The organism is Kosakonia sp. S57, from assembly GCF_016516575.1.
In the GTDB taxonomy this organism is placed as follows: Bacteria; Pseudomonadota; Gammaproteobacteria; order Enterobacterales; family Enterobacteriaceae; genus Kosakonia; species Kosakonia cowanii.
The window spans coordinates 1-18,730 of the sequence record NZ_JACVUL010000020.1 but is presented as its reverse complement, the minus strand read 5'-3'; the positions used below and the strand labels follow the sequence as shown (position 1 = coordinate 18,730).

At 55.3% G+C, this 18,730-nt stretch carries 16 protein-coding genes; 7 read left to right on the top strand and 9 right to left on the bottom strand.

Features of this window, described 5'->3' with window-relative positions; genetic code table 11:
• Positions 1-9 precede the first annotated feature (9 nt).
• Positions 10-1,137, top strand: a complete 1,128-nt coding sequence (locus IAE48_RS18030; protein WP_200135180.1) for an ABC transporter ATP-binding protein — start codon at positions 10-12, stop codon at positions 1,135-1,137.
• 62 nt (positions 1,138-1,199) lie between these two features.
• Positions 1,200-2,489, top strand: coding sequence for an ABC transporter substrate-binding protein (locus IAE48_RS18025; RefSeq protein ID WP_128482173.1), 1,290 nt, complete (start codon positions 1,200-1,202; stop codon positions 2,487-2,489).
• Positions 2,490-2,743: 254 nt separating this feature from the next.
• Here the strand turns inward: IAE48_RS18025 and IAE48_RS18020 are convergent, their stop codons facing one another.
• From IAE48_RS18020 to kduI, 3 genes are all read right to left on the bottom strand, one after another.
• The gene (locus IAE48_RS18020) at positions 2,744-4,162 is read right to left on the bottom strand and encodes a sugar porter family MFS transporter (protein WP_023480813.1); all 1,419 of its coding nucleotides are present in this window, start codon (positions 4,160-4,162) and stop codon (positions 2,744-2,746) included.
• Between the two features lie 313 nt (positions 4,163-4,475).
• Complete coding sequence (gene kduD, locus IAE48_RS18015) at positions 4,476-5,237, bottom strand: 2-dehydro-3-deoxy-D-gluconate 5-dehydrogenase KduD (RefSeq protein WP_023480692.1); 762 nt, start codon at positions 5,235-5,237, stop codon at positions 4,476-4,478.
• Between the two features lie 59 nt (positions 5,238-5,296).
• Positions 5,297-6,133: a 5-dehydro-4-deoxy-D-glucuronate isomerase gene (kduI, locus tag IAE48_RS18010; RefSeq protein ID WP_200135179.1), complete on the bottom strand. Its 837-nt coding sequence runs from the start codon at positions 6,131-6,133 to the stop codon at positions 5,297-5,299.
• A 497-nt stretch (positions 6,134-6,630) separates the two neighbouring features.
• On the opposite strand from kduI, the gene IAE48_RS18005 reads away from it, so the two are divergent.
• Entirely contained in the window at positions 6,631-7,806 is a 1,176-nt protein-coding gene (locus tag IAE48_RS18005) for an oligogalacturonate lyase family protein (RefSeq protein WP_094421950.1), read from the top strand.
• A gap of 420 nt (positions 7,807-8,226) precedes the next feature.
• Here the strand turns inward: IAE48_RS18005 and IAE48_RS18000 are convergent, their stop codons facing one another.
• The 5 genes from IAE48_RS18000 to IAE48_RS17980 all read right to left on the bottom strand — a co-directional run bounded on the left by IAE48_RS18000 (position 8,227) and on the right by IAE48_RS17980 (position 13,200).
• Entirely contained in the window at positions 8,227-8,907 is a 681-nt protein-coding gene (locus IAE48_RS18000; protein ID WP_042713273.1) for an oligogalacturonate-specific porin KdgM family protein, read from the bottom strand.
• Between the two features lie 441 nt (positions 8,908-9,348).
• The gene (locus IAE48_RS17995) at positions 9,349-10,530 is read right to left on the bottom strand and encodes an acetyl-CoA C-acetyltransferase (RefSeq protein WP_200135178.1); all 1,182 of its coding nucleotides are present in this window, start codon (positions 10,528-10,530) and stop codon (positions 9,349-9,351) included.
• Positions 10,531-10,685: 155 nt separating this feature from the next.
• Positions 10,686-11,498 carry a MetQ/NlpA family ABC transporter substrate-binding protein gene (locus tag IAE48_RS17990; RefSeq protein WP_200135177.1) on the bottom strand — a complete coding sequence of 271 codons (813 nt, stop codon included), beginning with the start codon at positions 11,496-11,498 and terminating at the stop codon, positions 10,686-10,688.
• An 18-nt stretch (positions 11,499-11,516) separates the two neighbouring features.
• Positions 11,517-12,185 carry a methionine ABC transporter permease gene (locus IAE48_RS17985; RefSeq protein ID WP_042713275.1) on the bottom strand — a complete coding sequence of 223 codons (669 nt, stop codon included), beginning with the start codon at positions 12,183-12,185 and terminating at the stop codon, positions 11,517-11,519.
• Positions 12,178-13,200: a methionine ABC transporter ATP-binding protein gene (locus IAE48_RS17980; protein WP_023481044.1), complete on the bottom strand. Its 1,023-nt coding sequence runs from the start codon at positions 13,198-13,200 to the stop codon at positions 12,178-12,180. Before IAE48_RS17980 ends, IAE48_RS17985 begins: the two co-directional genes overlap by 8 nt.
• Positions 13,201-13,402: 202 nt before the next feature.
• Here IAE48_RS17980 and IAE48_RS17975 point away from each other — a divergent pair, with 202 nt between their 5' ends.
• Genes IAE48_RS17975 through IAE48_RS17965 form a run of 3 tightly spaced genes read left to right on the top strand, consistent with a single transcriptional unit; the run spans position 13,403 to position 16,119 of the window.
• On the top strand, positions 13,403-13,621 hold the full coding sequence (locus tag IAE48_RS17975; RefSeq protein WP_200135176.1) for a hypothetical protein: 219 nt from the start codon (positions 13,403-13,405) through the stop codon (positions 13,619-13,621).
• Positions 13,596-14,966 (top strand): cystathionine beta-synthase, encoded by a 1,371-nt coding sequence (locus tag IAE48_RS17970; protein ID WP_200135175.1) that lies wholly within the window; start codon positions 13,596-13,598, stop codon positions 14,964-14,966. The genes IAE48_RS17975 and IAE48_RS17970 overlap by 26 nt, the downstream gene beginning before the upstream one ends.
• 10 nt (positions 14,967-14,976) lie before the next feature.
• Positions 14,977-16,119, top strand: a complete 1,143-nt coding sequence (locus tag IAE48_RS17965) for a PLP-dependent aspartate aminotransferase family protein (protein WP_200135174.1) — start codon at positions 14,977-14,979, stop codon at positions 16,117-16,119.
• Positions 16,120-16,129: 10 nt separating this feature from the next.
• On the opposite strand, the gene IAE48_RS17960 is transcribed toward IAE48_RS17965, so the two are convergent.
• Complete coding sequence (locus IAE48_RS17960) at positions 16,130-17,464, bottom strand: sensor domain-containing diguanylate cyclase (RefSeq protein ID WP_200135173.1); 1,335 nt, start codon at positions 17,462-17,464, stop codon at positions 16,130-16,132.
• 510 nt (positions 17,465-17,974) lie between these two features.
• Between IAE48_RS17960 and IAE48_RS17955 the strand changes: the two genes are divergently transcribed.
• Positions 17,975-18,565 carry a nitroreductase family protein gene (locus tag IAE48_RS17955; protein WP_370569038.1) on the top strand — a complete coding sequence of 197 codons (591 nt, stop codon included), beginning with the start codon at positions 17,975-17,977 and terminating at the stop codon, positions 18,563-18,565.
• Positions 18,566-18,730 lie beyond the last annotated feature (165 nt).

Genomic DNA, 18,730 nt, shown 5'->3' with positions numbered 1-18,730 from the left:
GGAAGTATCATGGCTGAAGTAATTTTCAACAAACTGGAAAAGGTCTACTCCAACGGCTTCAAAGCGGTACATGGTATCGACCTGAAAATCGCCGACGGTGAGTTTATGGTGATCGTTGGCCCCTCCGGCTGCGCCAAATCGACCACCCTGCGCATGCTGGCGGGGCTGGAGACCATCAGCGGCGGCGAAGTGCGCATCGGCGAAAAGATTGTCAACAACCTCGCGCCGAAGTCGCGCGGCATCGCCATGGTGTTCCAGAACTACGCGCTCTATCCGCATATGACCGTGCGCGAAAACCTCGCCTTCGGCCTGAAGCTGAGCAAAATGCCGAAGGATGAGATCGCACGCCAGGTAGATGAAGCAGCGAAAATCCTCGAACTGGAGGAGTTAATGGATCGTCTGCCGCGCCAGCTCTCCGGCGGCCAGGCGCAGCGCGTGGCCGTTGGCCGTGCGATTGTTAAAAAACCAGATGTCTTCCTGTTTGACGAACCGCTCTCCAACCTCGATGCCAAGCTGCGCGCCTCAATGCGCATCCGCATTTCGGATCTGCATAAGCAGTTAAAAAGCTCCGGTAAACCGGCGACCACCGTGTATGTGACCCACGATCAGACCGAAGCGATGACCATGGGCGACCGCATCTGCGTGATGAAGCTCGGCCATATCATGCAGGTCGATACGCCGGATAACCTCTATCACTTCCCGAAAAACATGTTCGTCGCGGGCTTTATTGGCGCGCCGGAGATGAACATCAAACCGGCGAAAATCGTGCAGAAAGAGGGTTCCCTGCACATTACCGTCGGCCAGGAGACGCTGGCGCTTAACGCTCATCAGCAGGAGAGAGTCGCGGCTTATGCCGACAAAGAGGTCTTCTTTGGCGTGCGTCCGGAGTTTGTCTCCGTCTCCGATGAGCCCTTCAGCGACGACTGCGGCGCGGGCGATCTGGTGCGCGTCGAGAATATGGGTCACGAGTTCTTCGTCTACCTGAAAGTCGCCGACTATGAGCTGACCGCCCGCATTCCCTCTGATGAATCCAGGCCGTTGATTGCTAAGGGGCTTCACCGGAAGGTCTACTTTAAGTTCGACATGAATAAGTGCCATATCTTTGACGCGAAAACGGAACAGAACATCTCTCTATAGCTAAAAACATGCGGGCCGCGTCAGGCGGCCTCAGCGTGACCTACATAAACTGGAGTATAAAAATGAAAAAAGTGCTAATCGGCGCAGCTATCTCCGCAACCCTGGGCATGTGCGCTCTACCCGCCACCGCCGCTGACAATGTTGATTTGCGTATGTCCTGGTGGGGCGGCAACGGTCGTCACCAGGTCACCTTAAAAGCGCTGGAAGAGTTCCATAAACAGCATCCCGATATTACCGTGAAGTCCGAATATACCGGCTGGGACGGGCACCTCTCCCGTCTGACCACGCAGATCGCTGGCGGCACCGAGCCGGACGTGATGCAGACCAACTGGAACTGGCTGCCGATCTTCTCGAAAAACGGCGAGGGTTTTTACGACCTGAACCAGGTGAAAGATATTATCGATCTCAGCCAGTTCGACGCGAAAGAGCTGCAAACCACCACCATTAACGGCAAGTTAAACGGTATTCCTATCTCGGTAACCGCGCGCGTCTTCTACTTCAATGACGAGCAGTGGAAAAAAGCGGGCGTCAGCTTCCCGAAAACCTGGGATGAGCTGATGGCGGCGGGCAAAACCTTTGAGAGCAAGCTGGGCAAACAGTACTACCCGGTAGTGCTGGAGCACCAGGATACGCTGGCGCTGCTCAACTCTTATATGGTGCAGAAGTACAACATTCCGGCCGTTGACGAAAAGACGAAAAAATTCAGCTACAGCAAAGAGCAGTGGGTTGAGTTCTTCCAGATGTACAAAAAGCTGGTCGATAGCCACGTGATGCCGGATTCGAAATACTACGCCTCGTTCGGTAAGAGCAACATGTATGAGATGAAGCCGTGGATCGAGGGCGAATGGGGCGGCACCTATATGTGGAACTCCACCATCACCAAATACTCCGACAACCTGAAGCCACCGGCCAAACTGGTGCTGGGCGACTATCCGATGCTGCCGGGTGCGACCGATGCGGGGCTGTTCTTTAAACCGGCGCAGATGCTGTCGATTGGTAAATCGACCAAACATCCGAAAGAGGCGGCGCAGGTGATTAACTTCCTGCTCAATAGCAAAGAGGGTGTGCAGACGCTGGGCCTTGAGCGCGGTGTACCGCTGAGCAAAGCGGCGGTTGAGACGCTGACCGCCAGCGGGGTTATCAAAGAGGAGGATCCGGCGGTCGCAGGCCTGCGTCTGGCGCAGTCGCTGCCGGCAAAACTCTCCGTGTCGCCATATTTTGACGATCCGCAGATTGTGGCGCAGTTCGGTACCGCGATTCAGTACATCGATTATGGCCAGAAAACCGTTGAAGAGACCGCGACGGACTTCCAGCGCCAGGCCGAGCGTATCCTCAAGCGCGCCATGCGCTAATCAGGTAAAAAGTCGAAGCTGTGAGATTTTGTAGGCCGGATAAGCGTTTACGCGCCATCCGGCAAAAAAATGCCCGGTGGCGCTACGCTTACCGGGCCTGGGAATGTGGTTTCATTAGGTTTTGTAGGCCGGATAAGCGCTTGCGCGCCATCCGGCAAAAAATGCCCGGTGGCGCTACGCTTACCGGGCCTACGAATGCAGTTTCATTAGGTTTTGTAGGCCGGATAAGCGCTTGCGCGCCATCCGGCAACTCCTCACACGCCGATATTGCGCAACTTCTCCCCGGACATCAAACGACGCTCGATATGCTCAAGCGTGACGTTTTTCGTCTCCGGCACCAGCCAGAAGGTGACACCCACAAACGCCAGGTTCAGGGCGGTATAGAGCCAGAACGTGCCCGCCGCACCAATCGCATCCAGCAATGTCAGGAAGGTCGCGCCGATAATCATGTTCGACACCCAGTTGGTGGTGGTGGAACAGGTGATACCAAAATCGCGGCATTTGAGCGGCTGGATCTCAGAGCACAAAATCCACACCACCGGCGCGGCGCTCATCGCATACCCGGCGATACAGAGCATCGTCATCCCGACAGACACCCACGACAGACCGCTGGACGCCGTGCCGTTATCAAACTGCATCAGGCAGTAACCGAGGATCAGCGTACCAATCGCCATCACGCTAAAGCCGATTTTCAGCGCCGGTTTGCGCCCGGCTTTGTCCACCGTAAAGACGGCGATAAAGGTCGCAAACATAAAGGTCAGACCGACCACCAGCGTGGCGATCATCTGCTCTTCCGTGGTGGTAAAACCGGCCATCTTAAAGATGCGCGGTGCGTAATACATGATGATATTCATGCCGGTGAACTGCTGCATCGCCTGCAGCAGCATGCCGAGAAAGACCGCGCGGCGCACGTTGCGGTTGTTCTTGAACAGTTGAAAACCGCCCTGCTTTAACTTCAGGCTTTCGCGAATTTCATTCAGCTCTTCACGCGCTTTTTCCGACGTATCGCGCAGCATGCGCAACACCTCTTCCGCTTCAATATGACGCCCTTTCTGCGCCAGCCAGCGCGGGCTGTTGGGTAAAAAGATCACCAGGATAATCAACAGCACCGCTGGTAGAGCCAGCACGCCGAGCATCGCCCGCCAGTTGCCGCTGTAGCTGAACGCGGTATCGGAGAGAAACGCCAGCACAATCCCCAGCGTTACCATCAGCTGATACATGCTGATCATCTTGCCGCGCACGTTTTCGCTCGCCATCTCGGAGAGATAGAGCGGCGCGGTGTAGGAAGCAATACCGACCGCCACGCCAAGCAGCACACGGGAGATGAGCAGCACTTCGACGCTGGTAGCAAACGCCGAGCCGAGCGAACCGGCCACAAAAAGAATCGCCCCCACCATCAGGCTGTATTTACGGCCGAGGCGGAAAGAGAGCCAGCCGTTGAACAGCGCGCCAATCGCCGCGCCGAGCATCATGCTGCTCACCACCCACTCCTGCAGCCGGTTGCTTAAGGTGAAGTGATCGGTAATAAACGGCAACGCGCCGGCAATCACGCCGATATCAAGGCCAAACAGCAGCCCGGCGACCGCGGCGGAAACAGAGACAAACATATTCATGCGTCGGGTATCACGCAGCGCACGGGGTAAAGCGACAGAATCATTACTGAGAAAAGCCATTATTATTTCCTGCCTGCACAGAATAAGACGTTATATGAAATTAAGGCAGCGACGGGAAAAGCGTCAGTGAGGAAAACGCGAAGATATGGATAAAATAGCTGTCAGCTACTGTTTTGTGATGGAGTTTACAATTTTGAAAATAGTGTTTAAGCGCTAAACTATTTTTAATTAGCTTATTTTTAAGCATATTTTAACGTTAGCGAAATAATTAAGAGTAAATGATATGGATATTTCAATTTGTTGCGTATGGACAAATAATATGCAGATATAAAAAAACCTGCCGCAGCAGGTTCTTTTATTTATCGCGCAGGGATTAACGCGCCAGCCAGCCGCCATCAACGGCGATGGTGTAGCCATTGATGTAATCAGAGGCTTTAGAGGAGAGGAACACCACCGGCCCCATCAGATCGCTCGGCAGACCCCAGCGGCCAGCCGGGATGCGATCGAGGATCTCGGCGCTGCGCTGTTCGTCAGCACGCAGCTGCTGGGTGTTGTTGGTCGCCATATAACCCGGCGCAATCGCGTTAACGTTGATGTTGTGCTTCGCCCACTCGTTCGCCAGCAGACGGGTCACGCCCATCACGCCGCTTTTCGAAGCGGTATAAGAAGGCACCCGGATGCCGCCCTGGAAGGAGAGCATCGAAGCAATATTGATGATCTTGCCGCCGTTGCCCTGGGCGATAAAGTGTTTCGCCGCCGCCTGGGACATAAAGAAGACGCTCTTGATATTCAGGTTCATCACGTCATCCCAGTCCTGCTCGCTGAAGTTGATCGCATCTTCGCGGCGGATCAGACCGGCGTTATTCACCAGGATATCGATTTTGCCAAACTCGGCGACCGCGCGCTCAAGCAGGGCCGGAATGCCATCGATCTTACGCAGATCGGCGGTCAGGCTCAGAAAACGGCGGCCCAGCGCGGTGACGCGCTCGATGGTTTCAGTCGGTTCAACAATGTTGATGCCGACGATGTCGCAGCCCGCTTCCGCGAGGCCCAGCGCCATGCCCTGCCCCAGACCGGTGTCGCAACCGCTTACTACCGCAACTTTACCTTGAAGAGAAAATGCATCCAGAATCATGTGAGTTCCTTAATCTATCAGCGCCTGTCACGGACAGGCAGAGTGTTTGCTGCCCGCAATTAGCGCAGATCTTTTACGGCGACGTGGTCCATGTCATCAAAGACCTGGTTTTCGCCCACCATCCCCCAGATGAAGGTGTACGCGCGCGTACCGACACCTGAATGGATTGACCAGCTTGGTGAAATCACCGCTTGTTCGTTCTGCATCACGATATGACGCGTCTCCTGCGGCTGGCCCATCATATGGAATACGCAGGCATCCTCTTCCATATTGAAGTAGAAATAGACTTCCATGCGGCGTTCGTGGGTGTGGCACGGCATGGTGTTCCACAGGTTGCCCGGCGCAAGCTCGGTCAGCCCCATGCTTAACTGGCAGGTCTCCAGCACGTCCGGCACAAAGTACTTATTGATGGTGCGGCGGTTGCTGGTTAACGGATCGCCGAGGGTGACGGGCGAAACCTCCGCAGGCGTCACTTTTTTGGTTGGGTAGGTGGTATGAGCCGGGGCGCAGTTGTAGTAAAACTTCGCCGGTGTCGCCGCGTCAACGCTGGCGAACACCACCTCTTTCGCCCCTTTGCCGACATAGAGCGCATCGCGATGGCCGATTTCATAAATCTCGCCATCAACGGTAATGGTGCCCGCGCCGCCGATATTGATAACGCCCAGCTCGCGGCGTTCGAGGAAATAGGTGACGCCCAGCTGTTTACCCACTTCGCCGCCAACCGACACGCTTTTCGCTACCGGTTTGATACCGCCGACGATGATGCGATCGATGTGGCTGTAAACCATGGTGTATTCATCATCGACGAACACTTTTTCGATTAAAAACTCGTTGCGCAACCCCTGGGTATCCAGCGTTTTAGCGTGTGCGCTGTGGATGCTTTGTCTGACTTCCACACTTACCTCCGACATCAATGTTCAGCAAAATGGCCTGAGACGAAACAGAGAAACAGTGTTCCGTTTCAACTTTTGCTGCATCTTATCCCGGCTAAAACACGTTTTCAATCTTATATAAAACAACGTTTCAATTTTTATGTTAGTTATTTTCCGTTCTGGAAGTGGGATCACGATTGTTGAGCGTTGACAAGCGATACGGGGCGCAGAAGCGTTCCGCGCCATGTTAATTAATTAATAATAATCAACAAGTTAAAACAATCTTTGAAATTTGACCGTCGCAGCAAAATTTCTCGTTTAAAATCAAAGCCCATTATTCACGACCGTGATATCAGAACCGCTGTTAAGCCCTTTCGTAATAATTTTCTTATAAATTGCGCCCGCAATCACACATATTGAAACGATGTTTTGATAAATTGAAATCCTATTTTTAAACTTAAGCAGATACGGGGTCATGCGGGGACGCAACATGGCGGCCGGCCCCTCTACAGGAGAGAAAAATGGCGAAAGGCATGCGGGTAAAACTCAACTATGCAGTGAGCCGCGATCCGGATACCGGCGCGGAAGTGACCCGCTTAACCCCTCCGGAGGTGACGTGTCACCGCAACTACTTCTATCAAAAGTGCTTCTTTAACGATGGCAGCCACCTGCTGTTTGCCGGCGAGTTTGACGGCAACTGGAACTACTATCTGCTGGATATTGAGAATGCCGAAGCGGTGCAGTTAACCGAAGGCGCGGGCGATAACACTTTTGGCGGCTTTCTCTCACCGGATGACAGCGCGCTCTACTACGTGAAAAACGATCGTACCCTGCGCGAAGTTAACCTGCACACGCTGGCTGAACGCGAGATCTACCGCGTCCCCGAGGAGTGGGTGGGTTACGGTACCTGGGTCGCCAACAGCGACTGCACCAAACTGGTCGGGATTGAGATTGCCGCCAGCGACTGGACGCCGCTCAATGACTGGCAGCTATTCCATGACTTCTTCCATAAAGGGCCACACTGCCGCCTGCTGCGCGTTGATTTACAGACTGGCGAAAGCAAGGTGATTCATGAAGAGAAGATCTGGCTCGGTCACCCGATCTATCGCCCGTTTGATGACAACACCGTGGCGTTTTGCCATGAAGGCCCGCACGATCTGGTCGATGCGCGGATGTGGCTGGTGAATGAAGATGGCAGCAACGTGCGCAAGGTGAAGGATCATGCTGAAGGTGAGAGCTGTACCCATGAGTTCTGGGTGCCGAACGGCTCGGCGCTGGTCTATGTCTCTTACCTGAAAGGCGAACAGGGGCGCACCATCTCCCGCTACAACCCGGAGAGCGGCGTGAATGAAGAGATTATGCCGATGCCGGCCTGCTCGCATTTGATGAGTAACTTTGACGGTACGCTGCTGGTCGGTGATGGCTCCGGCACGCCGGTGGATGTGAAGGATACCGGCGGCTACACCATTGATAACGACCCCTATCTCTATGTGTTCGATGTGGCGCAGAAAGGGTATTACCGCGTCGCGCGTCACGATACTTCCTGGGCGACCTTTGCCAACAGCCGCCAGGTCACGCATCCGCATCCATCGTTTACCCCGGATGACAGCGCAGTGCTGTTCAGTTCCGATAAAGACGGCAAACCGGCGCTCTATATCGCCAAACTGCCCGAGCAGCGCACCCTGCTACAACCCTGAATTTGAGTGAGTGTTTCTGTAACTGGCCTTGCCCTCCTATGGAGGGCCTTTTTTTGCCCACTCTTAATGCCCGTTATACTTCGCGCCGCAGGGGCGTTGGCTTTCCTCGCGCACCCCGGTCACTTACTTCAGTAAGCTCCCGGGGATGCTCTGCGTCGCCGCCTACCTGCAACACGAATTATTTAGGGCATATGCGGAGCATGCTTTAAAGGCGAAAACCATGGCGGATACCGCAGCTATGTAGGCCGGATAAGGCATCGCCGCCATCCGGCATAATTGCAGCGAACTCTGTTGCCGGATGGCGCTTGCGCTTATCCGGCCTACGCGTAGGGCACGGGCGGCGCGAAGAAGTAGGATGGTCATAGAGCGGGCATAAAAAACCCGGCGCCAGGCACCGGGTTTTTTAAGATATTCGGAGATTCAGAAAGAGTAAGCGACACCCAAACGGAAACGGGTCTGGCGTTCGTCGGTATTTTTCACGCCCACATTGCCGATTTCGACATACGGTGACCAGTTTTTATCAACTTTGTACGCCAGCTTAGCGTTATATTCGTTGGAGTAGTTTTTATTATTTTCACGCACCACATCTTCCGTGCTCTTGGCATATACGTAGTTCAGCTCGGTGCGGAAGTCGCCCATTGCCCAGCCCACCCACGCATCGAATTTATTGACTTTGTTATCGACAACGTTGGAATCCGGGTTACGGGTATATTCATAACGGTAACGGCCCGCAATATAGACGCCGTTATCAAAGCTGTATTGCGCATGAATATAGGGTTTATAGATCGAGAAGGTATCTTTGCTTTCAATATTAAAACCTGGCGTTAGCGCAATATTTTTGGTCGCGGCCCAGCGCCAGTTAATCGACTCTTCATGACCGTTGCCGACAATCTCTGTTAACGGCTTGTCAGCGTCATCGCCACCCGATTTCCATTTCGCCTCGACGCCAAAACCCAGGCCGTTATCAAAGCGATGCGACACGGCTACGCGATCGGCGTTGGAGCCACTGTCAATGTATTCATGGCGCAGATCGACGGTAACAGCGTACGAAGCGAAGGACGCGCCAAGGAGGGTAGCAAGGGCCAGAGTTTTCTTAAACATGAGTCACCTCAATAATTAAAATTATGTTCCATTTTTATGGAATTGCATTTTATTTTTATAGTAACTTTATTTTAGTGATCTGGATCGTAAATATATCTACAGAAAATAGCGAAGTAAAAGCACGTGACGAGCATCAATAAAAGTTGCCCTTTAGGGTTAAAAAAAGCGTTTAAGATCACAACACATAATTATTATTGTGTTTTACACAGAGAGCATTAAATAGAGAAAAACAAGTGCAGAAGTTAAAGCAAATAAAATTAATAAGCAGGCTTATCAGTTGAAAACAGAATGGTCACGCAGGGGATAATGCTATTTTTGGTGTTTGCGTTAATTCTTATGGAAGTAAAGCGGAGGTTTTATTTTTATTGAAACGCAAGCTGCGAGAAGGATCACAAATAATAACGCCCTCAGGGCGAGGGCGTTATTATCAAGCGGGCAAGATTAGTCACGCTCGATTGCCAGCGCGACGCCCTGGCCACCACCGATACAGAGTGTTGCCAGCCCTTTGCGCGCCTTACGCTTTTGCATCTCATGCACCAGCGACACCAGGATGCGGCAGCCGGAGGCACCAATCGGATGACCGAGCGCAATCGCCCCGCCGTTGACGTTGACGCGCTTCTCATCCCACTCAAGGATTTTGCCCACCGACAGCGCCTGCGCGGCATAAGCCTCATTGGCTTCAATCAGATCGACATCATCCAGCTGCCAGCCAGCGCGCTCAAGGCAACGCCGCATGGCGTAAACCGGCGCAATGCCCATCAGCGCCGGGTCAACGCCCACGCTTGCAAAGGCACGAATACGCGCCAGTACCGGTAAGTTGAGCGCCTCTGCGCGTTCCGCGCTCATCATCAGCACCGCCGCCGCGCCATCGTTAATCGGCGAGGCGTTTCCGGCCGTCACCGAGCCGCTGGTTTCAAAAGCCGGGCTGAGCTGCGCCAGCGCTTCAGCGCTGGCATCGGTGCGCGGCTGCTCATCGGTATCGACCAGCACACGCTTGCCGTCGGCGCTCTGCGTCTGCACAGGGACAATTTCGTCGCGAAAACGGCCGGAGTCGATAGCCATTCGCGCTTTATGTTGCGAACTGAGCGCCCACTCATCCTGGCGCTCGCGGCTGATGCCATATTCCCGCGCCAGGTTCTCTGCCGTGACGCCCATATGGTAATCATTGAATGCATCCCATAACCCGTCATGCACCAGGCTGTCGATAAGCTGGCTGTTGCCAAGCTGCGCCCCGGTGCGGCTATCGGTTAACACATGCGGCGCGCGGCTCATGTTCTCCTGGCCACCGGCAATTATCACGTCGGCTTCGCCGCACTGTATCGCCTGCGAGGCGAGATGCAGCGCTTTCAGCCCGGAGCCGCACACGTCGTTGATGGTGATAGCGGAAACCGTATTCGGCAGCCCACCTTTGATCGCTGACTGACGCGCCGGATTCTGCCCGGCCCCGGCGGTCAGCACCTGGCCCAGAATCACTTCATCGATATCCTGCGGCTGTACGCCGCTGCGCGCCAGTAACGCCTGCACTACCGCGCTGCCCAGCTCAACGGCAGAGTGACGCGACAGCGCCCCCTGAAAACAGCCGATTGGCGTGCGCACGGCGCCGACAATCACCACATCTTTCATCTCTACCCCCACGGTGGCTGAACCGGGCAATAGTAGAGCATTGTTAAAAAGGTTTATCAGGGATGTTTAAAATTGGTGAGATTAATCACAGGGAATTGTAGGGGTGGTCGAAGCGGAAGAGAGGCGCGGCCAGGGCGGCCGCGCATCAGGGGTGATTAGTTGTTTACCGGGATAACCGCGCCTTTGTATTTGGTGCGGATCCACTCCTGAATCTCTTTTGAGTGCAGCACGTTCACCAACGCCACGATATCTTTCTTCTTCTCGTCGCCGCGATGCACGGTAATGATGTTGGCATACGGGTTATTTTCACCGCTCTCGACGGCAATCGGATCGTGAACCGGGTCGAGACCGGCATCAATCGCGTAGTTGGCGTTGATCACCACCGCGTCGCCTTCATCGTTGTTGTACATCTGCGGCAGCAGCGCCGCTTCAACGTTCGGCAGGAACTTCAGTTTTTTCGGGTTCTCAACGATATCGTCGATGCGCGCAGTCACTTTATCGATGCCCGGCTTCAGCTTGATCACGCCCTCATTTTCAAAGATAGAGAGGATACGCCCCTCTTCAGAGACCGCGTCACGCATGATGATTTTGCCGCCTTGTGGCAGATCTTTCAGCGACTTATATTTTTTGGAGTAAATACCAATCGGCTCAATATGGATCGCACCGGCGCTGACGAAATCATAGGTTTTGTCGCCCGCGTGATCTTTCAGCACGCTGTTCAGATACGGAATGTGCTGGAAGTAGTTGGCATCGATTTCACGGCCCGCCAGCGCGGTGTTCGGCAGGATGTAATCCTGGAACGGTTTGATCTCCAGATCGATGCCCTGCTTCGCCAGAATCGGCTTCGCCTGCTCAAGGATTTCCGCATGCGGTACGTTAGACGCGCCAACGGTCAGCGTATCGGCCCAGGAGGAGAAACTCAGCACGCTGAGGGTAGCTGCGGCAATCAGTGTCAGTGTCTTTTTCATGTTGTTGGTTTCCAATAGTTATCGTTTATCTAACAGAGAAGTAATCACGTCGCCGCAGAACTGGATGATGAAGACGATGATGAGAATGGTCACCGTCGCCACCAGCGTGACGTCGTTATGGTTCCGCTGGAATCCTTCCAGATAAGCAAGATTGCCCAAACCGCCTGCGCCGATCACCCCGGCCATGGCGCTGTAGCTCACCAGCGCAATCAGCGTCACGGTAATACCGGAGACCAGCGCGGGCGATGATTCGGGAAGCAGCACCCGAAAGACTAAGGTACCGAGACGCGCGCCCATTGAGCGCGTCGCCTCAATCACCCCTTTATCCACTTCGCGCAGCGCAATCTCCACCAGCCGCGCATAGAACGGTGCCGCGCCGACAATCAGCGCCGGTAGCGCCGCGTTAGCACCGAGAATCGAGCCGACAATCGCCTTGGTAAAGGGGATTAACAGCACAATCAAAATGATGAACGGAATCGAGCGAAAGACGTTTACCAGAATCGAAATGACGCTATAGAGCGCACGGTTCTGGAACAACCCGCCGCGCGCGGTGAGAAACAGCGCCAGCCCAAGCAGAATGCCCAGCACGAAGGTTGCCGCGCCTGAAAGCGCCGTCATATAGAGCGTCTCCTGCGTCGCCGCCCAGAGTTGCTCCCATTTCAGGTGCGGAAAAAGTGATTCAGCCATGGGTCACGACCTCGCTCTCAATGTTGCTCTTGCCGAGATCGGTAAGAATGTTGTTCAGTTGTTCCGGAGTTGCCACCACGTGCACCCATAATTGCCCAAATACACCATGCGCCGTCTGCGACATCTTGCCGTGCAGAATGTTAAACGGCAGGCCGTAGCGCAGCGTCAGCTCACCGACAATCGGCTGATGGGTGCTGTGGCCGGTAAAGGTCAGCTTAATCACCGTGCCGTCGAGATCGCTGTTCAGATCCGGGTTGAAAGCTTCCTCTTCTTTATACTGGCTCACCTGGCGCACAAACTGTTTGGTGATTGGCTGCTGCGGATGGGTAAAGACCTGCAATACATCGCCCTCTTCCACCACTCTGCCCTCTTCCATCACCGCGACGCGGTCACAAATCTTACGCACCACGTGCATTTCATGGGTGATCAGCACAATCGTCAGCTTGAAGCGGCGATTGATATCAAGCAGCAGGTCGAGGATCTGATCGGTGGTTTGCGGGTCGAGCGCCGAGGTGGCTTCATCGCAGAGCAACACATCGGGATTGTTGGCCAGCGCGCGGGCAATGCCGACACGCTGCTTCTGCCCGCCGCTCAGCTGCGACGGATAGGCATTTTCGCGCCCTTTCAGCCCCACCAGCTCAATCAACTCGGCAACGCGCGCGTTGATCGCTTTCTTCGGTGCACCGGCGATCTGCATAGAAAAGGCGATGTTCTCGCTTACCGTGCGCGACCATAAAAGGTTGAAGTGCTGAAAGACCATGCTGATCTTCAGGCGCGCCTGGCGCAGGGCTTCACCACGCGCGGCGGCGATGTCCTGGCCGTTAATCACCACGCTGCCGTTGGTTGGTTTTTCCAGCCCGTTCAGTAAGCGGATCAGTGTACTTTTGCCCGCACCGCTGTAACCGATAATTCCATAAATTTGCCCCTGCTCAACCGTCAGATTGACGTTGTCGACGGCGGTAATCGATGCCTTTCCCTGGTCGAAGATCTTGGAGATATTCCTGAGGACGATCATGCGTTGGTATTTTCCGTTTGGCGGTTTAGCAGTATGGATGTCCAGATGATAATAATCAGCCAGCGTTATAATACAAATAACCAAATAGACATTAGATATAGCAGAAAGCGCTAAAAGCGTTATAATGCGGCGTCGCAAACTAAGAATTTATTCAGCATAAGATTGCCGAAAAACGCATAACGACGGCGAACAGGTAAAGATAATGGGTAAAAAAGCGCTAAAAAAGCATCGTTTTAGCGATATACCCATCCAGACGACTGCACGGCTTGCCGCCCTGATGGCTAAACAGTGCTTTATATTTCTATTCGTTCTAAATACCAAACAAAGATTCTTTAAACACGCAAAAAGAGAGACCTATCATCCGCTCACTCCCCTGATTAGCGAGCAAATGGGTTATGTCACTTTCTCATTCAGTAACTGAATTAATTGGTAATACACCGCTGCTGCAACTGCACAAATTACCGACCGGGCCGTGCGAACTGTTTTTAAAACTGGAAAACCAGAACCCCGGCGGCTCGATAAAAGACCGCGTCGCGCTATCGATGATCACTGAAGCTGAGCGGCAAGGCGTGCTGAAACCGGGCGGAACCATTATCGAAGCCACGGCGGGCAATACCGGCCTTGGGTTGGCGCTGATCGCCGCGCAGAAGGGCTACTCGCTGGTGCTGGTGGTGCCCGACAAAATGAGCCGCGAGAAGATTTTCCACCTGCGCGCGCTCGGGGCGAAGGTGGTGATCACCCGCTCCGATGTGAACAAAGGCCATCCGGCCTATTACCAGGATTATGCGCGCCGTCTCGCCGACGAGACCCCGGGCGCGTTCTATATCGACCAGTTTAATAACGCTGCTAACCCGCTGGCGCATGCCACCTCTACCGCGCCGGAACTCTTCGCGCAACTGGAGGGGAAAATTGATGCCATTGTGGTGGGTGTCGGCTCCGGCGGGACGCTCGGCGGGTTGCAGGCATGGTTTGCCGAACACTCTCCCGACACCGAATTTGTGCTCGCCGATCCGGCAGGCTCCATTCTTGCCGACCAGGTGGAGACGGGTCGCTACGGCGAACCCGGCGCGTGGCTGGTAGAGGGGATCGGCGAAGACTTTATCCCGCCGCTGGCGCAGCTCGACGGTGTACGTCAGGCGTTTCGCATTAGCGATAAAGAGGCCTTTGCCACCGCGCGCCTGCTGCTGCAACAGGAAGGCATTCTCGCGGGTTCTTCTACCGGCACGCTGCTGAGCGCGGCGCTGCGCTACTGCCAGGCGCAAACCTCACCGAAGCGGGTGGTCACGTTTGCCTGCGACAGCGGCAATAAATACCTCTCAAAAATGTTTAACGATGACTGGATGCGCCAGCAGGGTTTGCTGACGCGCCCGTCGCAGGGCGATCTGACGGACTTTATTGCGCTTCGCCATGATGAAGGCGCAACGGTGACCGCCTCGCCCGACGACAGCCTTGCAACGGTGCTGGCGCGCATGCGGCTGTATGACATTTCGCAGCTCCCGGTGCTGGAAAATAGCCAGCTTGTCGGGCTGGTTGATGAGTGGGATCTGATAAGCCATGTGCAGGGCGACAGCGAGCGCTTCGCCCTGCCGGTGAAGGCAGCGATGACCCGCAATCTGGAAGTGCTGGATAAACACGCGCCGGAAAGCGCCATGCGTGACATTTTCGATCGCGGTCTGGTGGTGGTGATCACCGATAACGGCCGCTTTGTCGGCCTGATTACCCGCAGCGATGTCTTAACAACCTGGCGTAATCGACTGGAACAATAAGGAACACGAGATGAAATTACTGGCTACGCAGAGCGTCCACAGCGGCGTTTTTCACGACCAACACGGCGCGGTGATGCCGCCGATTTATGCCACCTCCACCTTCGCGCAACCGGCGCCGGGGCAGCATACCGGATATGAGTATTCGCGCAGCGGCAACCCCACCCGCCATACGCTGGAAACGGCGATAGCCGAGCTGGAGGGCGGAACGCGCGGCTACGCTTTTGCTTCCGGGCTGGCGGCAATCTCTACGGTGCTGGAGCTGCTGGATAGCGGTAGCCATATCGTGGCGATTGATGATGTTTATGGCGGCACTTATCGCCTGATTGAGAACGTGCGTCGGCGCAGCGCCGGGCTTGAGGTGAGCTGGGTAAAACCGGACGATCTGGCCGGGCTGGAAGCGGCGATCCGCCCACAAACGCGGATGATTTGGGTCGAGACACCGACCAACCCGCTGCTGAAGCTGGTCGATCTGCAACAGGTTGCGGCCATCGCCAGACGCCATAATGTGCTGAGCGTGGCGGATAACACCTTTGCCTCGCCGGTGATCCATCGCCCGCTTGAACTGGGCTTCGACATTGTGGTGCACTCCGCCACCAAATATCTTAACGGGCACTCTGATGTGGTCGCAGGCCTCGCGGTGGTGGGCGATAACCCGGCGCTTGCCGAGAAGCTGGGCTATTTGCAAAACGCGGTCGGCGGCGTGCTCGATCCCTTCAGCAGTTTCCTGACCCTGCGCGGTATCCGCACTTTGTCCCTGCGCGTTGAGCGCCACAGCAGTAACGCGCTGGCACTGGCCCGCTGGCTGGAGCAGCATCCGCAGGTTGAAAAAGTGTGGTTCCCGTGGCTGGAGTCGCACCCGCACTATCAGCTGGCGCGTAAGCAGATGGCGCTGCCGGGCGGCATGATCTCGGTGGTGGTGAAAGGGGATGATCCGCGCGCGACGCAGATCATCCAGAAGCTGAAGCTGTTTACGCTGGCAGAGAGCCTCGGCGGCGTAGAGAGCCTGGTGAGCCAGCCTTTCAGCATGACTCACGCCTCCATTCCGCTCGAACAGCGGCTGGCAAACGGCATCACTCCACAATTGATCCGTTTATCGGTGGGGATTGAGGATGAAGCGGATCTGATTGCCGACTGGCAACAGGCTCTGTCATAACAAAGCGCCGTCAGGCGCCCTGCGAAGTGGTCGGCATATCTCTGGCAGAGACCACCTGGTTGCGGCCCTGCTTTTTCGCGGCGTAGAGCGCAGTATCCGCCCGGTGAATTAGCCCGCTGGCAATCATATGCAGCGGTTTTTCATCAAGGGGCAGGAGATCGCTTTGCAGGGTTGCGACGCCGATGCTGATGGTCAAAAAGCCGGTCGGACTGGCGGCGTGCGGACGCCGGAGGGCGCTGATATCATGCCGCACCCCTTCGGCGACGCGCATCGCCTGCGCCAGGCTGGTGCCGGGCAGGATAATTAAAAACTCCTCCCCGCCGTAGCGGCTGACGTTGTTGTTGCTGCGCAGCCGCGCCGAGGTCAGCGTAGTGGCGACCAGCCGCAGGCAGTCATCCCCCGCCTGGTGGCCCTGCGAATCGTTGTAGTATTTGAAATAGTCGATATCCGCCAGGCAGACCGAGAGCGGGAAGCCCTCCTGCAGCGCGCGGCTAATCTCCTGCAACAGGCGCTCATCCATATAGCGGCGGTTAAACAGCCCGGTCAGGTGATCGTGCTGGGCATACTGCTGCAACACCTTATTGGCGTTCGCCAGCTTCTGCTCCGCCAGGCGACGCTCGGTGATATCAACCCAGGTGACCGACAACCCGACTACAATGTCCATCGCGTCGCGCACCGGCACCGCCTGGATATCGTAACTGCGCTCATGCCAGCTCAGCTCGCGCGACGGCGGCACGCCGCCCGCTTTTGCTAAGGCAAAATCGGCAACGAAGAAGGGCCAGAACTCTGGCATCAGCTGCTGAAAGTGGCAATGGGTATCTTTTGGCGCGCTGTCGCCGAGCAGTTTCGCCATCGCTTTGTTGAACATGACCAGATGCCCGCGGCTGTCGATCATGCAGAGCGCCACGGCGGTGGTGTCGTAAATGGTCTCCAGTTGCAGCACACGTTCGCCGAGATTGGAGATATTTCTGTCGATGCCGCGATAACCGCGCAGCTCGCCCTGCTCATCGAAAAGCGGAACGCCGCTGGTCTCCAGCACCACAATGCCGCCATCAGCGCGCTGGTTGCGGTTGACCAGCCCGGAAAAGGCGCGCTTCTCCGCCACGATGGCACCAAATGCCCCCGCAACGCGCTCGGCTTCGCCAGGCGGCATAAAATCGAAAGGCGTTTTGCCAATCACCTCTTCCGGGGAAACCCCCAGGAGATCCGTCACCACGTCTGACGACCAGGTGTAACGCCCTTGTGCATCCACTTCCCAGACCCAGTCTGAATTATTATTTAATAATTCAAACAGATGGCTGATCTCTTCATCCCTGTGATCGTGCTCTTTTTTATCATTATTCATTTCATTGGTTCCGCATGACCTACTATGCGCTCAATAACAGCTGGAGAAGGTGATGAAGGGGTGAATCATTGACTGCATAAATACTTGCCATAGGCTCTACACTGCACAAATGCAGGATGAAAGAGAAGATGGTCTGCCACAAATTTGCGTAAAAAAAAGCGTCAGAAGCGCCTTTTTTTATCGGGAAAAGGGCTCCGTTCGCCACGACGGATAATAATAGCTGACGGCAAATAACTCCGTTAACCTTTTCGCTGAGCACGCGCGCGCAAGGCGGCGTTAAATACCGCGCTTTCTTTCATCTATTTGCTGAATGGAATCTTATCGGCGTGTGTTGAGATAACTTTGCTACTTTCACCGTTACAGCTCAGAACAGGAGCGCTGTTTATGGATCCGTTTCAGCAAATATTGAAGTCGACTATCGCCCGTACAGAGGTGACGCCGCCCGCCGTAGCGCCGCAAGCGTTGCTGGAAACGGTATTCAACATACAGACCCTCGTTCCGCCCGTGGAGATGTTTCTTGCGCTGGCGAAAGCGCGCCGCTCGATCTACGCGCTGGGGAAAGATCTGCCGGTATCGCACGAAGAGGCGATCGCCACGATCAAGGAGGCGATCCGCCAGGCGCCTTCGGCGTTTCACTCACAAACCTTACGCGCGCTGATTCTGCTCGATCATGAGCATGAACGCTTCTGGGAGCTGGTGCGGGCGCAGATGCGCAATGTGATCCCGGCGGAGAGTTTTCACGCCACCGCCGATAAGCTCGATGGTTTCAGCGCGGCGGCCGGCACGGTGCTCTTTTTCGAGGATCAGGAGGTGGTGAGCCACCTGCAGCGCCAGTACGTTGCCTATGCCGAGCACTTCCCGGTTTGGTCAGAGCAGAGCAGCGGCATTGCGCAATACGCAGTGTGGCTGGCGCTGGCGGATAAGCAGATTGGCGCCAATTTGCAGCATTATCACCTGTTGATTGATGCCGATGTGCGCGCCACGTGGAATATTCCCGAGAGCTGGACGTTACGCGCCGAGATGAATTTTGGTGCCATCCTCGCGCCCGCGGAGGAGAAGACGTTTATCGACGACGAAAAGCGATTTATTGTCGCCCGATAAGTCGTAGGCCGGATAAGGCTGTAAGCCGCCATCCGGCATCTGTACACGGGAAAAATGCCGGATGGCGCTGCGCTTATCCGGCCTACGAGTAACTGCCTGAAATGCGCTTATCCGGCAGCCTGGAATGTAGGCCGGATAAGGCTGTAAGCCGCCATCCGGCATCTG